This window comes from Streptomyces sp. NPDC046335 (assembly GCF_055587985.1).
On the sequence record NZ_JBVJFF010000002.1, the window covers coordinates 323,828 to 336,732 of the forward strand.

10 protein-coding genes are annotated in these 12,905 nt (G+C 75.2%); 4 read left to right on the top strand and 6 right to left on the bottom strand.

The features are described from left to right. Positions 1-33: 33 nt before the first annotated feature. The 3 genes from ACZ6JY_RS05275 to ACZ6JY_RS05285 form a co-directional block, all read right to left on the bottom strand. The gene (locus ACZ6JY_RS05275; protein ID WP_469192422.1) at positions 34-381 is read right to left on the bottom strand and encodes an SCO4225 family membrane protein; all 348 of its coding nucleotides are present in this window, start codon (positions 379-381) and stop codon (positions 34-36) included. A 70-nt stretch (positions 382-451) separates the two neighbouring features. Next, positions 452-1,138, bottom strand: a complete 687-nt coding sequence (locus tag ACZ6JY_RS05280) for a response regulator (RefSeq protein WP_469192424.1) — start codon at positions 1,136-1,138, stop codon at positions 452-454. Then, on the bottom strand, positions 1,135-3,462 hold the full coding sequence (locus tag ACZ6JY_RS05285; RefSeq protein ID WP_469192426.1) for a sensor histidine kinase: 2,328 nt from the start codon (positions 3,460-3,462) through the stop codon (positions 1,135-1,137). Before ACZ6JY_RS05285 ends, ACZ6JY_RS05280 begins: the two co-directional genes overlap by 4 nt. A 338-nt stretch (positions 3,463-3,800) precedes the next feature. Here ACZ6JY_RS05285 and ACZ6JY_RS05290 point away from each other — a divergent pair, with 338 nt between their 5' ends. Next, positions 3,801-4,277, top strand: coding sequence for a DUF5707 domain-containing protein (locus ACZ6JY_RS05290; RefSeq protein ID WP_469192428.1), 477 nt, complete (start codon positions 3,801-3,803; stop codon positions 4,275-4,277). 33 nt (positions 4,278-4,310) lie between these two features. Here the strand turns inward: ACZ6JY_RS05290 and ACZ6JY_RS05295 are convergent, their stop codons facing one another. Next, positions 4,311-5,915 carry a carboxylesterase/lipase family protein gene (locus tag ACZ6JY_RS05295; RefSeq protein WP_469192430.1) on the bottom strand — a complete coding sequence of 535 codons (1,605 nt, stop codon included), beginning with the start codon at positions 5,913-5,915 and terminating at the stop codon, positions 4,311-4,313. A gap of 97 nt (positions 5,916-6,012) precedes the next feature. On the opposite strand from ACZ6JY_RS05295, the gene ACZ6JY_RS05300 reads away from it, so the two are divergent. Both ACZ6JY_RS05300 and ACZ6JY_RS05305 read left to right on the top strand, forming a co-directional pair. Further along, positions 6,013-6,585, top strand: a complete 573-nt coding sequence (locus tag ACZ6JY_RS05300) for a TetR/AcrR family transcriptional regulator (RefSeq protein ID WP_469192432.1) — start codon at positions 6,013-6,015, stop codon at positions 6,583-6,585. A gap of 503 nt (positions 6,586-7,088) precedes the next feature. Next, the gene (locus tag ACZ6JY_RS05305; RefSeq protein WP_469192434.1) at positions 7,089-7,754 is read left to right on the top strand and encodes a DUF4232 domain-containing protein; all 666 of its coding nucleotides are present in this window, start codon (positions 7,089-7,091) and stop codon (positions 7,752-7,754) included. 153 nt (positions 7,755-7,907) lie between these two features. On the opposite strand, the gene ACZ6JY_RS05310 is transcribed toward ACZ6JY_RS05305, so the two are convergent. Both ACZ6JY_RS05310 and ACZ6JY_RS05315 read right to left on the bottom strand, forming a co-directional pair. Further along, complete coding sequence (locus tag ACZ6JY_RS05310) at positions 7,908-8,108, bottom strand: hypothetical protein (RefSeq protein ID WP_469192436.1); 201 nt, start codon at positions 8,106-8,108, stop codon at positions 7,908-7,910. A gap of 90 nt (positions 8,109-8,198) precedes the next feature. Then, the gene (locus ACZ6JY_RS05315) at positions 8,199-9,416 is read right to left on the bottom strand and encodes an MFS transporter (RefSeq protein WP_469192438.1); all 1,218 of its coding nucleotides are present in this window, start codon (positions 9,414-9,416) and stop codon (positions 8,199-8,201) included. A gap of 115 nt (positions 9,417-9,531) precedes the next feature. Between ACZ6JY_RS05315 and ACZ6JY_RS05320 the strand changes: the two genes are divergently transcribed. Continuing rightward, positions 9,532-12,900: an AfsR/SARP family transcriptional regulator gene (locus ACZ6JY_RS05320; RefSeq protein WP_469192440.1), complete on the top strand. Its 3,369-nt coding sequence runs from the start codon at positions 9,532-9,534 to the stop codon at positions 12,898-12,900. Positions 12,901-12,905 lie beyond the last annotated feature (5 nt).

The following is a 12,905-nucleotide window of genomic DNA, read 5'->3' on the forward strand; positions in this document are numbered from 1 at the left end:
CCCGCCGGCCCGCGCCGGCCCCGAGGAGCGGCGTCAGTTGCCGGTGGTCCGTTTCAACCCCCGGCTCAGCGCCCGTCCGCACCACCTGATGACCGCGGCGTTGATCAGGGTACCGACGACGACCGCGGCGACGAAGTAGCCGGGGCCGTCCGGCAGGGCCAGGAACAGCAGGCTCGTGGGGGCCGTGGCCAGGAGCGGGATCACTCCCGCCATCGACTCGTCCGTGGTGTCCATGGCGGTCACCACCAGGGCCCAGATCAGCAGCGCCGCGCAGATCACCGCGTAGGCGAGGGCGGTGAGGTCGGCGGGTGAGAAGCGGCGGACGAGGCCGGGGCCGGGGCCGGGGCCGGGGCCGGAGTCGGAGTCGGAGTCGGTGGTCACAGGGGGGCTCCTTGCGGTGGGGGTTGGTCAGGGGGGAAGTGGGGGGGCGGTCATGTCAGCGGCGTCGCGGTCAGGTGTGGGTTCCCGGAGGGTTCGGGTGCGTCAGGCCCAGGTCGTACGCCAGGATCGTCGCCTGCACCCGGTCCCGCAGGCCCAGCTTCCGCAGCAGCGCGGTGACGTGGGACTTCACCGTGCCCACCGTGATGCGCGCCTCCTCGGCGATCTCCGCGTTGTTCAGGCCCTGCGCCACCAGGGCCAGGACGTGGCGTTCGCGGGCCGTCAGGGCGTTGAGGGGGTCATCGGGGGCCGTGCTCGCGGCGGAGGACCGGGGTCTCGCCGACGCGTAGTGGGTGATCAGGCGGCTCGTCGCGGAGGGGGACAGGACGCTCTCGCCCGTCGCCACCACCCGTATGCCGGTCAGGAGTTCCGGCACCCGTACGTCCTTGAGGAGGAAACCGGAGGCTCCGGCGCGCAGGGCCTCGAAGACGTACTCGTCCAGGTCGAAGGTGGTCAGGACCAGGACGCGCGGCGCGTCCGGGCGGCCGGTGATGACGCGGGTGGCGGCGATGCCGTCCAGTTCGGGCATACGGACGTCCATGACGACCACGTCGGGTGCCAGCTCCTCGGCGAGGCGTACCGCCGCGACGCCGTCCGCCGCCTCGCCCACGACCGTCATGTCCTCCTGGGCGTCGATCACGGCCGCGAAGCCCGCGCGGACCACTCCCTGGTCGTCGACCACCAGCACTTTGAGGGTCATCGGTCGCCCATCTCTCCATCGTGGCCGTCGGCGCGCAGGGGCAGAGGCAGGGGCAGGGTGACAAGGACCGTGCCGCTCGGGTCCACCTTCACCGTGCCGCCCAGCGTCTCGATCCGCGCCGACAGGCGCGCGCGTACGGCCGGGGAGCGGGCCGCCCGTGTCACCCCCGTTGCCGAGAGCAGCAAGCCGGCGTCGGAAGCGTCCAGTTCGATGCGCGCAGGGGTCTCGTCCTCCGTGGTGAGCAGCGTCTCGGCCGCGCTGTACGCGGCCAGGTCCACCGCGTCGGGCAGGCGCCGCGGTACGCGGTCGGTCAGGTGGATCTCGACGTCGCGGCCCGTGGCCCCGCACTGGTGGGCCAGGAGGTCCAGGGCCTGGAGGGTCGGCTGCGGGCTGAGGCGCGGTTCCGCCTCGCCCTCACCGACGGTGTCGAGCTCGCCGTCCCGGACGGTGTCGAGCAGGGCACGCATCGCGGCCAAGGCCTCGCGGGCGCGTTCGGCCGTGGCTTCGAGTTCGCCCGCCTCCGCCTCCGCGACCACGTCCGCGGTACGGGCCAGCACGGTGGTCTCAAGGCCCGCCGCGACCCGGCGCCGCTCGGCCCACGCGTCGCGTACGGCCTCCTCGGTCCAGGCGGCGATGCGCTGCTCACGCGCGCCCCGGTCGGCCAGCTCCCGCCTGCCGCGCAGGGCCCCGCACCACCTGGCCGCGCCGACCGCGATGGCCGCACCGCCCGTCGCGCAGACGCCCACCGCCCAGGCGGGAGCGGCCGTGCCCCGGTCGAGGACGGCGGCGGTCGCGGCCCCCGCGTGCACCACCGCCGCCGCGAGGGGGAAGGCGAGCGGCAGCCGTGCGCGGGTGTGCGCCGAGGCGGCCGCCGCGCACGTGGCCACCAGGCTCAGCGCGGGCGGCAGGACCGCCGGGCCCGTGTAGTCGCCCGCGGCCATCGCCACCGGCCAGAGCGGGGCGAGGCCGAGCAGCGCGCCCATCGCGGCGAGCGGCGCCCCGCGCAGCCAGAGCAGCGCCACGGCCTGGGCCGCCGCGAGGAGCGCGAACAGTACGCCCGCCGAGACGTCCGCGCCGCTCGACGTGGGCTCCGCCCGGATGACCAGGGCGGGCAGCAGCGGTTGCAGGATGAGGCCCGCGGCGGCCACGAGCTGCGCCACGCGGTAGCCGCGCGGCTCGGACATCTCGGCCGCGGACGCCGTCCTGCCGGGCAGGAGCGCGCGCACCTCCCAGCCGCCCGCCTCCGTGGGGCCGCTGGACAGCGTGCCGCCCGCCTCCCGCGCACGGGACCGCAGGAAGCCCGTGCCCCGGCCGCCGCCGAGACCCGTGGCGTGCGCCGCCGAACCGGCGGGGGGTGCCGCGCTGGTCACCACGACTTCGGTACGGGTGTCCTCGTACCGGCACACCACCTTCGTACGGGCGCCGGGTGCGTGCCGCGCCACGTTGGTCAGCGCCTCGCGCACGATGCCGTACGCCGCGTCCGCGATGGTGCCCTCCGGCAGCGGATCGATCTCGCAGACCACCTGGTGGCCGAGGCGGCGGAAGCCCGCGGCCAGGTCGCGAAGCCGTTCGTCCGGGGAAGGCCGGTCCTCCCGCGAGGGCGCGGGCCCCCGTACCGCGCCGAGCGCGCGGGTGACCTCGCGGCCGGTCTCCGCCGCGAACCTCAGCGCCTCGTCGGCCATCTCCGGGCGGCGCTCGCGCAGCCCGAGCGCCGCGCCCGCCGTGACCACCACGGCCGTCAGGTGGTGGGCGCTGACGTCGTGCAGCTCCCGCTCCATGCGGCGGCGTTCGGCGGCCGGCAGCCGGTGGCGTTCGGACTCGGCCCGCCGCAGCCGCCGCTCGGCGGCCCGCCCCGCGGCATGGTCGCGCCGTACGAGGATGCCGGCGCCGCACGAAGCGGCGTACAGCAGGGCGGTGAGGACGAGGCCGAGGCCGTCGCGGTCGCCGAGTCCGTGCAGGCTGATGTCTTGCAGGAGCTGCCAGCCGGCGAGCGCCGCCCCGCAGAGCACGGTGGTGAACGTGTCCCGCGCGACCGCCACGCCGAAGAGGGCCGACGCGACGCCCGCCGTGCCGAGCACCGCCATCGCCCCGGTGGGCAGCGGGCCCGCGCCGAGCGCGCAGGCGGCGGCGGTCACGACCAGGGCGAGCACCGGCCGGGCCCTGCGCAGGGCGAGCGCGGCCGTCACCACGCCCGCGACGAGGGCCCAGACGAGGAGTGCCGCCCCGGACGGCACGGTTCCACGCACCAGTTGCGCCCCGGGCCACACGAGGGCCTGGACGCAGAGCAGCAGGACCGGGAGCAGCCGGTCGTCGGTTCGTTTCATGACCTGACCAGGCTATGGGCGGTGCTGGGCCGCCCGTCTCCGGCCCAAGGGGGATTCGCGTCTCTTACCTGGGGTGCAGGTTCACCGCTACTGGGTTGCGGATGCACCGCTCCCCGGGCCGAGGGTGGAGGGACCGGGCCTGTCTCTATCTCCGGTTCGAGGTGGCTTTCATCCGGTGGCCCGAGGCGCCGCGGGGTGGCGCGGCCATAGATTCGAGGCATCGAGCAAGCAGTTCCCGGCGGCGCCTCACGGCCCCGGACCCGCCCCTTCCGCCTTCGCTCTTCCTTCCGTTACGCAGGCGGTCTTCGCATGTTCCAGCCGACCCCGGAGGATCTTCCATGCCCATGTTCCAGCGCATCTCCAAGCCCGTTCTTGTCTCCTCTCTCGTCGGCGTCGGCGTCCTCGGCTCGCTGGCCGTCGGTGGGCTCGCGGCGGCCACCGGAAAGGACGCCGACGCCGAGCCGTCCCTGACCCACGCCACGGCCCGCTACACCGCTCCTTCCGGGCACGGCGCCGGCTCGCTCACGTTCACCGCCGACGTCAGCGACGACTCGGCCGTCCGGGACCTGCGGGTCCTGCCGTGGCCCGCGAACTCGAAGCTGGACCCGAAGGAGTCGGAGCTGCGGCACGCGGAGCCCGCGAAGTGCCGGACCATCACTGACGGAACGTCCCGCTGCACGTACACGCTGAAGGTCACGGAGAAGGAGGCGGCCGAGTCGGCGCCGGGCCAGTGGTACGTCGCGGCGCGTGCGGTGGCCGAGGACGGCGGCACGGTCCACGAGCCCCGCGCCGCGGCCTTCGAGATCACCCGCTGAGCCCCGGCCACGGGGGCCTGGCCGCCGTCCCCGTCAGCCGAGGCTCTTCCAGAACGCGTACCGGTGGTCGCGCGCGAAGTCCGCGCGCCACCAGTGCGCCGCCGACAGCGACTGCACGTACCGGTCGCCCTCGCGGAACCGCGGCCAGTCCGTACGGCCCGACTCGGCGAAGCCGGTCCAGGTGCGCAGCAGCCGGTCGCGGAACGGCTCCTGCTCCGGCCGTACGTCCTCGAAGAGCGCCAGGTCGAAGAAGTAGGCCAGCTCCGCCATGTGCTGGGCGCGCGGGGCGAAGCTGGGCTCCGGGTAGCCGTTGAACCAGGGCGTGTCGCCCTCGGCGAACTCGTACATCCGCGTCGGCGTCCACTTCGCCAGGAGCCGCGCGGTGTCCAGCGTCGGCGCCGCCCACCTGGCGTCGGTCAGGGCCGCCGCGAGGGCCTCGCCCGCCGAGCCGTGGGCGCTCAGGGGATAGCGCTTCAGTACGGCGTCGGCGTCGGCGCCGAACTCCTCGCGTACGGCGGGCTCGTACTCCGCGGGCTTCATCGGCGCGCCCCCGGGCGCCAGCTCCTGGCCGAGGACCATGCCGCGCTCCTCGTCGCGGTTGACCCCGATGAGCACCGGCACCCGGTTGAAGCGTCCGGTGCGCAGGGCCTCGGCGGGCGCGAGCGGCATCAGGTCGGTGCCCGCGACCGGCCGGGGCTCGTTGAACGGGCCGTACGCCGCGAGGAGTTCGGCCACCGGCTTGCGGCGCAGGCAGGCCGCGGTGTGCCTCTCGCAGCCGACCTTCTCCGTGACCCGCTCCGCCTCCGCCCGTGCCTCGGCCCTGGTGCGGGAGCCGCCGGTGGCACAGGGCGCGCTCTGGAGGACGGCCCGGTCGAAGAGGCCCGCGGACTTCGGCGAGGCGAGGTGGCCGCAGACGCTGTAGCCGCCGCCCGACTGGCCCATCAGCGTCACGTTGCCCGCGTCCCCGCCGAAGGCGGCGGCGTTCGCGCGGACCCAGCGCAGGGCCGCCTGCTGGTCCTCCAGGCCGAGGCCCGCCGCGCCCTTGAGGGCGGGTGAGCCCTGGAAGCCCATGATGCCGAGCCGGTAGTTCATCGACACGACGACCGCGCCCTCGGCGGCCAGCCGCTTCGGCCCGTACATGTCGCCGGTGCCGTACATGAGGCTGCCGCCGTGGATCCACACGATCACGGGGCGTTTACCGTCGGAGGCGGCCTGCCCGGGGGGTGTGGCGGGCGCGGTGGGCGTCGTGACGTTGAGGTAGAGGCAGTCCTCGCTCTCGCTGGGCACGCCGACCGGCAGGCCCTTCGGCTGGGCGCAGGCGGCACCCGGGCGGGTCGCGTCACGGACCCCCGACCAGCGCGCGGCGGGCTTCGGCGAGACCCAGCGGCGCTCCCCGACCGGCGGAGCCGCGTACGGGATGCCCTCGAAGCTGCGCAGGCCCTTGTCGGCGGTGCCGCGGACCTTGCCGCCGGTCGTGGTGACGACCGTGCCGATGTCGGCGGGGCGCTCGTGGGGGGCGGGGGTTGTTGGGGCCGCGGCCGTGGCGAAGGCTGTCGCGGCCAGGGCCAGCACGGTGAGGGGCCACCGGGAAACGCTCCTGCTGTATCTCGTCCGCCTCGTGTGTCTCGTGTGTCTCATGGCGAGGACCGTAGGGCACGGTTGGGCGTTCGCGCAATACAACTGTATAGATCGACCGCCTCATACGGACGTCCATCCGCTTGGTACGCTGCCCGGCATGGGGAACCGTGAAGCCCTGCTCGACGCCGCCAAGACGTGCCTGCGCGAGAACGGGTACGACCGCACCAGCGTCCGGGACATCGCCACCGCGGCCGGCGTGAGCATGGCCGCCATCGGCTACCACTACGGCTCAAGGGAAGCGCTGCTCAACAAGGCCCTTTTCGAACTCCTGGACGCCTGGGGGGACTCGATGGGCCGGGCGCTCGCGGCCGACGCGGACGGCTCGTCGAAGCGGCACTTCGAGAAGATGTGGGACAGCCTCATCGCGGAGTTCACCGCCCACCCCGACCTGTGGCTCGCCTCGATGGAGCTGTTCATGCAGGCCCGCCGCAACCCCGAGCTGCGGGACGCGCTCGCTCAGGGCACGGCCGAGGGCCGGCGCGGCATGGCCGCGATCCTGGCGGGCGTCCCCGAGGACGAGGTCCCCGAGACCACCCTGCGTTCACTGGGGAGCGTCCAACTCGCCCTGATGTCGGGCGTGATGATCCAGCACCTGAGCGACCCGTCCGCGGCACCCACCGCCGCCGAGATCCTCGAAGGGCTGCGGGGCCTGGCAGACCTGGCGCGCTGAGCGGGCAGGCGGGCGGCAGCCGGATCTGAGCGGTGCTCCCGTGGCCGCCGGACCCGGCGTGCGCCGCGTGATGACGCGGGCGGCAGCCGCACGTGAGCGGTGTGGCAGCGGGGCGTGAGCGGTGGGCGGGAAACTCGGGGGCTGTGGCAGGGCGGGGGCGCGGGCCGTCGCATGACCGGCCGTCGCATGACCGGCCGTCGCATGACCGGCCGTCACGCGTCGCCGCACACCTGCCGTCCTCCGCCGTCCTCTCCGTCCTCCGCTGCCGTCCTCTCCGTCCTCCCCTGCCGTCCCTGCCGTCCCCTGCCGTCCTCTCCGTCCTCCCCTGCCGTCCCCTGCCGTCCCTGCCGTCCTCCGCCGTCCTCTCCATCCTTCGCTGCCGTCCCCTGCCGTCCTCCGCCGTCCTCTCCGTCCTCCGCTGCCGTCCCCTGCCGTCCTCCGCTGCCTGCCCCTTCGGCTCACGTCTCTTCGGCCTCGCGGCCTCCACTCACCGGGGAACTCCCATGCGTACGTCCCGCAGCCGCACCACCGCCCTCGCCGCCGCGGGCACCGCCGCGCTCGCCCTGTCCCTGACCGCCTGCGGCGGGGACGGCTCCGGTGTGAGGGTGGCCGGGGTGGCGGAGACGACCGTCGTGGCGGGCGCGTCCGAGCAGTCCGAGCAGTCCGAGCGGGCCGGGGAGGCGAACACCGGCGGCGCCGCGGCCGACGAGACGACCACCGTCTCCCGCGCCAAGGCCCCCGCGGCCGCCACCCCCGTCTGCACCACCAAGGACGTGAAGATCAGCGCCGCCCGCCACAGCGGTCCGCCCCACACCCACATCGTCCTCACCGCGAGGAACACCTCGGGCCACTCCTGCCGGATGACCGGCCACCCGGAGATCCAGTTCCTGGAGGGCCACCGCGAGAACGTCCCGCCGGTCGCCAAGAGCAGGCCCGCCGCGCCCGTCGTCCTGAAGGCCGGCGCCCCCGCGTACGCCCTGGTCCGCCTCTCGAACGGCGGCGTCGACGAGCCCACCGAGCCCGTCAGCGGCTTCTCCGTCACGCTGCGGGGCGGCGGTGGCACGGCGGCCGTCAAGGCTCCGGGCCGGGGCGGCGTCGCCGTGGACGCGGCGGCCTGGAAGACCGGTTACTGGACGTACGAACTGCGAGACGGCGCCGACGACTTCTGAACGTTGAGGCGGGCTAGGCGCGCGAGGGCGTTCCCGGACCGGGGCTAGGCATGGCGCCGTTCACGGTGTACGAGGCGGACGGGACGCTCCGGGGGCGAACGTGAGCGCGCGCAGGCGCGCAGGCGGGGCGGTGCTGCGGGGCGGCGGGTCGGTTCAGCCGTCGGCCGAGTTCGTGCCGCTGCTCCGGCGGCCACCAGACTTCGCGGCCGACGCCGCGATCTCCGCCGCGACCGTGGTGGCCTTGGCCACCCCCCTGACCCAGCGTGGGCCGCCCCGTGCCGCCCATATGACGGCACCCAGGCCCGCCGCAGCGATCAGCACCCCGATGCCGAGCAGCAGCACCATCATCGTCATCCCACCCCACTGGTACAGGGCCCTCGCGGGCCCTTCGTACGGGGCCCCGATTCTTGCAGACCCCTGGGCAGGGCTTCACCCGTCGCGCGGTCATCGCGCCGCCGTCTGCCGTCGCGTCGGGAACCCGTGCCGGCGGGCGGCCACCACGACGAGCAGCACCGGAACCAGGAGCGGCAGGACCGTCCACGGCAGGGACGACGTCCCGGCCAGGCCGAGGAGGACGCCGCCGAAGACGCCGCCGCCCGCCATGGCGGCGTTCCACAGGGTGACGAGCATGGCCTGGGCGGCATCCGCCGCGTCACCGCCCGCGTCCCCGGCGGCGGTCTGAAGGAGCGTCGGGGCACCGCCCCAGCCGAGGCCCCAGAGGACCACGGCCGCGTACACGAGGGCCGGAGTGCCGGAGAAGACGGCGAGGACGGCCGCCGCGACGCCGACCAGGACCACGGCCGCGAGGGTGAGCGCGCGCAGCCTGCGGTGGATCAGCGAGCCGACGATCCAGATGCTCGCCAGGGAGGCGCCGCCGAAGACGAGCAGTACGAGGTCCGTACGGCCGCCCATGCCGAGGCCGTCGAGGTACGTGGCGATGTACGTGTAGAGCACGGTGTGCGCGAGGACGAAGACGAGCGTGACGGAGAGGACCGGCGTCACGCCGGGCACGCGCAGCGTCCGCAGCATCGGGGGCGTGGCGCCGCGCGGCTGACCGGGGTGGTCGGGAACGAACGCGGCGATCCAGCCGAGCAGCCCCACGGTGAGGACGGTCATCGCGAGGAACGCCACCTGCCAGTTCAGCACCTTGCCGAGAAACGTTCCCGCGGGCACGCCCAGCGAGAGCGCCACGGGGATGCCCGCCATGGCTATGGCGATCGCCTTCCCCTGGAGGTGTACGGGCGCCATGCGCCGGGCGTACCCGGCGAGCAGCGCCCACGCCAGCCCCGCGGCGACGCCGGCGACGAACCGGGCGGCCATGGTCAGCGTGTAGTCGCCCGACACGGCCGTGACGGTGTTGGCCGCGGCGAACCCGGCCATCGCCGTCAGCAGCAGCCGCTTGCGCCGCCAGGCCGCCGTGGCCGCGGTCAGCGGGATCGCGGTGAGGGCGGTGCCGATCGCGTAGACGGTGACGGTCTGGCCCGTGGCGGACTCGCTGACGCCGAGGTCGGCGCTCATCGCGGGCAGCAGGCCCGCGGGCAGCGTCTCGGTCAGGCTGGTGATGAAGACGGCGGTGGCCAGGGCGAGCAGCGCCGCCATCGGCAGTTTCCGCGGCGGGGCGGTGCTGTGGTCGCGGGCGGCGGTGACCTCTGCGGTACGCATGGCGGGGCCTTTCGGTACGTGCTTTCCGGGGGCGCCCACGACTCTGCGGGTCCGCGCTTCGGGGCGACTGACGGTTCGCTGACGGTTCTTCGGACCGCTGTGTACGGTGATCCGCATGCGGTTCGGGGTGCTCGGTCCACTGGTGGTGCGGGACGGCGACGGGGAGCCGGTGAAGGTGCCCGAGACCAAGGTCAGGGCGCTCCTCGCCGACCTTCTGGTGCACGAGGGGCGGCCGGTCTCCGCCGGCCGGCTCATCGACGACCTGTGGGGCGGCGCTCCCCCGGGCAGGCCCGCGGGCGCCTTGCAGGCCAAGGTCTCGCAGTTGCGCCGCGCGCTGGGGCGCGACCGCGTGCCGCACGGTCCTTCCGGCTACCGCCTGCGCATCGACGAGGCCGCCGGGGACGAGGTGGACGCGTTACGCTTCCGTACGCTGGTGGAGACGGCACGGTCCGAGGCCGAGCCGCGGTCCCGTGCAAAACTCCTCACCTCCGCCCTGGAGTTGTGGCGGGGCCCCGCGTACGCCGACTTCGCCGACGCGGAGTTCGTACGAGCGGCCGCGCACCGCCTCGCCGAGCAGCGCCTCGCGGTACTGGAGGACCAGGCCGAGGCCCGCCTCGCCGCGGGTGACCACACGTTGCTCACCGGCGAGCTGGCGGACCTGGCGGCCCGGCATCCCCTGCGGGAGCGGCTGCGGGCGGTCCAGATGCGGGCGCTGTATCTGGCGGGGCGCCAGAGCGAGGCGCTGGATGTGTACGGGGGTCTCCGGCAACGCCTGGCCTCGGAGCTGGGCCTGACACCGGGCCCGGAACTGACCGCCCTGCACGGAGCGATCCTGCGCCAGGACCCAACGCTGGCCGCATCCACGCCGGCTGCCACGGACAGCCCCCCGGGAGCCCCGGCGGAACCCCCTTCGACTTCGGCGGAACCCCCTCCGACTTCGGCGGTGCCGCCCTCCCTCACGGCCAGGACGGGGGCCGGGGCCAGCACTGCCGCGCACACTTCGGGCGCCGACGTTTCGGCGGACCGTGGCAATCTTCCCGTCTCGTTCACCGGGCTCGTCGGGCGTGAGCGGGCCGTCGGTGAGGTCGGGCGGATGCTCGGTGGGGTGCGGGTCGTGACGCTGGTCGGGGCCGGTGGGGTCGGGAAGACGCGGCTCGCGGTGGAGGCCGCGGGGCGCCTCGCTGCCGGAGGCCCCGGGTCCGGCTCGTACGACTTCCGCGACGGGGTCTGGCTCGTCGAGTTCGCCGGGCGGCGCGGTGACAGCGGCGTCGCCGACCTCGCCCAGGCGGTCGCCGCCGTCCTCGGCCTGCGGGACGACGCCCCCGCCGGGCTGCCCGGACCCGGCACGGCCGACGAGGCCGAGCAGCTCGCCGCCGCGTTGCGGGACCGCGCGGTCCTGCTCGTCCTCGACAACTGCGAGCAGGTCGTCGAGGCGGCGGCCGAACTCACGGACCGCCTGCTGCGAGCCGCTCCCGGCCTCCGCGTGCTCGCCACAAGCCAGGAACCGCTGGGCCTCGCGGGCGAAGCGGTCTTCGCCGTGGAGCCGCTCCTTCCGGCGGACGCCGTCAGCCTCTTCGCGGCCCGTGCCGCCGCCGCGGCGCCCGGGTTCGCGCTCGACGGCCACGAGGACGCCGTGGCGGAGATCTGCCGGCGCCTCGACGGCATTCCGCTCGCCCTGGAACTGGCCGCCACCCGGGTCCGTTCCCTCGGCGTGGCGGAGCTGGCCGCCCGCCTCGACGACCGCTTCCGGCTGCTCGACGCCTCGCGGCGGGGTGCTCCGGCGCGCCAGCGGACCCTTCGGGCGATGATCGACTGGAGCTGGGAGCTGCTCGGCCCCTCGGAGCGGGTCGTGCTGCGGCGGCTCGCGGTGCATCGGGACGGGTGCGCGCTGGAGGCCGCGGAGTGGGTGTGTTCCGGGGGCGGCGTGGCCCCGGAGGACGTGGCCTCGCTGGTGGGCCGCCTCGTCGATCGCTCCCTGGTCGTCGCGGCGCCCGGGCCCACGGGGCTGCGCTATCGGCTCCTGGAATCCGTGGCCGCGTACGCCCTTGAGCGGTTGCGCGAAGCGGGGGAGCTCGACGCCGTGCGGGGGCGTCACCTGGAGTATTACCTCGGGCTGGCCGAGCGGGCCGAGCCGTTTCTGCGCGACGGCGGCCAGCGGCACCGGCTCGGCCTCCTGGACGCGGAGGCGGGGAACCTCCGGGAGGCGCTCGACCTTGCGGTACGGAGTGCCGCGCTCGACCCGGCGGTACGAAGCCCCGGCCGCGGGGCGGATGGGGCCGTGCGGCTCGTGACCGCGCTGGCCTGGTGGTGGCTGCTGCGGGGCCGGCTGACCGAGGGCCGCCGGGCGCTTTCCGCCGTGCTCGACCTGGTGCCGGACTCCGGAGAACTTCGCTTGCTGCGGGGCGCCTTCGCCCTCCTGACCGGGGAGGGGGATGTCCGCGGCTCCGCGCGCGACGGGTCAGCGCTCGACGGGTCGGCGCGGTTCCTGTGGCTCTACGCCTACGGGCTGTTCAGCGCCGGGCGAGTCGCCGCAGCCGAGGAGAGCAACGCCCGGGCGCTCCAGGTCGCCGAGGCCGGGGGAGAGCGGTGGGTGGCCGGTGCCGCGTTCGGGCTCCGGGGCATGCTGGCCCTGGGGCGGGGGGAGCTCCGGGCCGCCGGGCGGGACTCGCTCCGGGCGGCCCGCATCTTCCGTGAACTGGGCGACCAGTGGGGGGAGTTGCAGACCCTCGCGCCGCTGGCCCTGCTCGCCGAGATCAAGGGGGACTACGACGAGGCCTCGCGGCGGCAGGAGGACGGGCTCCGCATCGCGCGGGACCTCGGGCTCGCCACCGAGATCTCCGCGCGCCTCTCCGGGCTCGGCCGCCTCGCCCTGCTGACCCGGGACTGGCAGCGCGCCCGCGCCCTGCACGGCGAGGCACGCGACCTGGCCGTCGAGCAGGGGTACCGGTACGGCGAGATCCACGCCGAGATGGGGCTGGCCCTCGGCGCCCGCCGCTCGGGGGACCTCGACGCCGCCGAGTCGTATCTGCTCCGCGTCCGCGACCGCCACACGGACGTCTCCTCACCCGCGGGCGACCACCTGCTCCGCGCCGAGCTGGGCTTCATCGCCGAACTCCGCGGCGACGCCCGCCTCGCCGAGGCACACCATCTCCACGGCCTGGACATCGCCCGGCGCCTCGACGAGCCACGCGCCCTCGCCCTGTCCCTGGAGGGACTCGCGGGCGCGGCCGCCCTCGGCGGCGACCCGGCGGACGCCGAGCGCGCGGCCCTGCTGCTCGGCGCGGCCGACGCCGCCCGCCGCGGCGTGGGGGCCCCGCTCCCGCCCGCCGAGCGCGGTGACGTCGACCGGATCACCGAAGCCGCCGGTACCGCGCTGCGGCGTGCCCCGGCCGGAACCCCCTCCTTCGCGGAGGCGTTCGCCCGGGGCGCGACGCTGTGCCCGCGCCAACTGCCGTACGGACCCCCCGCCGGCCTCCCCGGTTAGGGTCG

Coding starts and splice junctions, on each gene's coding strand:
- ACZ6JY_RS05280 (WP_469192424.1), bottom strand. CDS start 1,138: ATGACCCTCAAAGTGCTGGTGGTCGACGACCAGGGAGTGGTCCGCGCG.
- ACZ6JY_RS05285 (WP_469192426.1), bottom strand. CDS start 3,462: ATGAAACGAACCGACGACCGGCTGCTCCCGGTCCTGCTGCTCTGCGTC.
- ACZ6JY_RS05290 (WP_469192428.1), top strand. CDS start 3,801: ATGCCCATGTTCCAGCGCATCTCCAAGCCCGTTCTTGTCTCCTCTCTC.
- ACZ6JY_RS05295 (WP_469192430.1), bottom strand. CDS start 5,915: ATGAGACACACGAGACACACGAGGCGGACGAGATACAGCAGGAGCGTT.
- ACZ6JY_RS05300 (WP_469192432.1), top strand. CDS start 6,013: ATGGGGAACCGTGAAGCCCTGCTCGACGCCGCCAAGACGTGCCTGCGC.
- ACZ6JY_RS05305 (WP_469192434.1), top strand. CDS start 7,089: ATGCGTACGTCCCGCAGCCGCACCACCGCCCTCGCCGCCGCGGGCACC.
- ACZ6JY_RS05310 (WP_469192436.1), bottom strand. CDS start 8,108: ATGACGATGATGGTGCTGCTGCTCGGCATCGGGGTGCTGATCGCTGCG.
- ACZ6JY_RS05315 (WP_469192438.1), bottom strand. CDS start 9,416: ATGCGTACCGCAGAGGTCACCGCCGCCCGCGACCACAGCACCGCCCCG.
- ACZ6JY_RS05320 (WP_469192440.1), top strand. CDS start 9,532: ATGCGGTTCGGGGTGCTCGGTCCACTGGTGGTGCGGGACGGCGACGGG.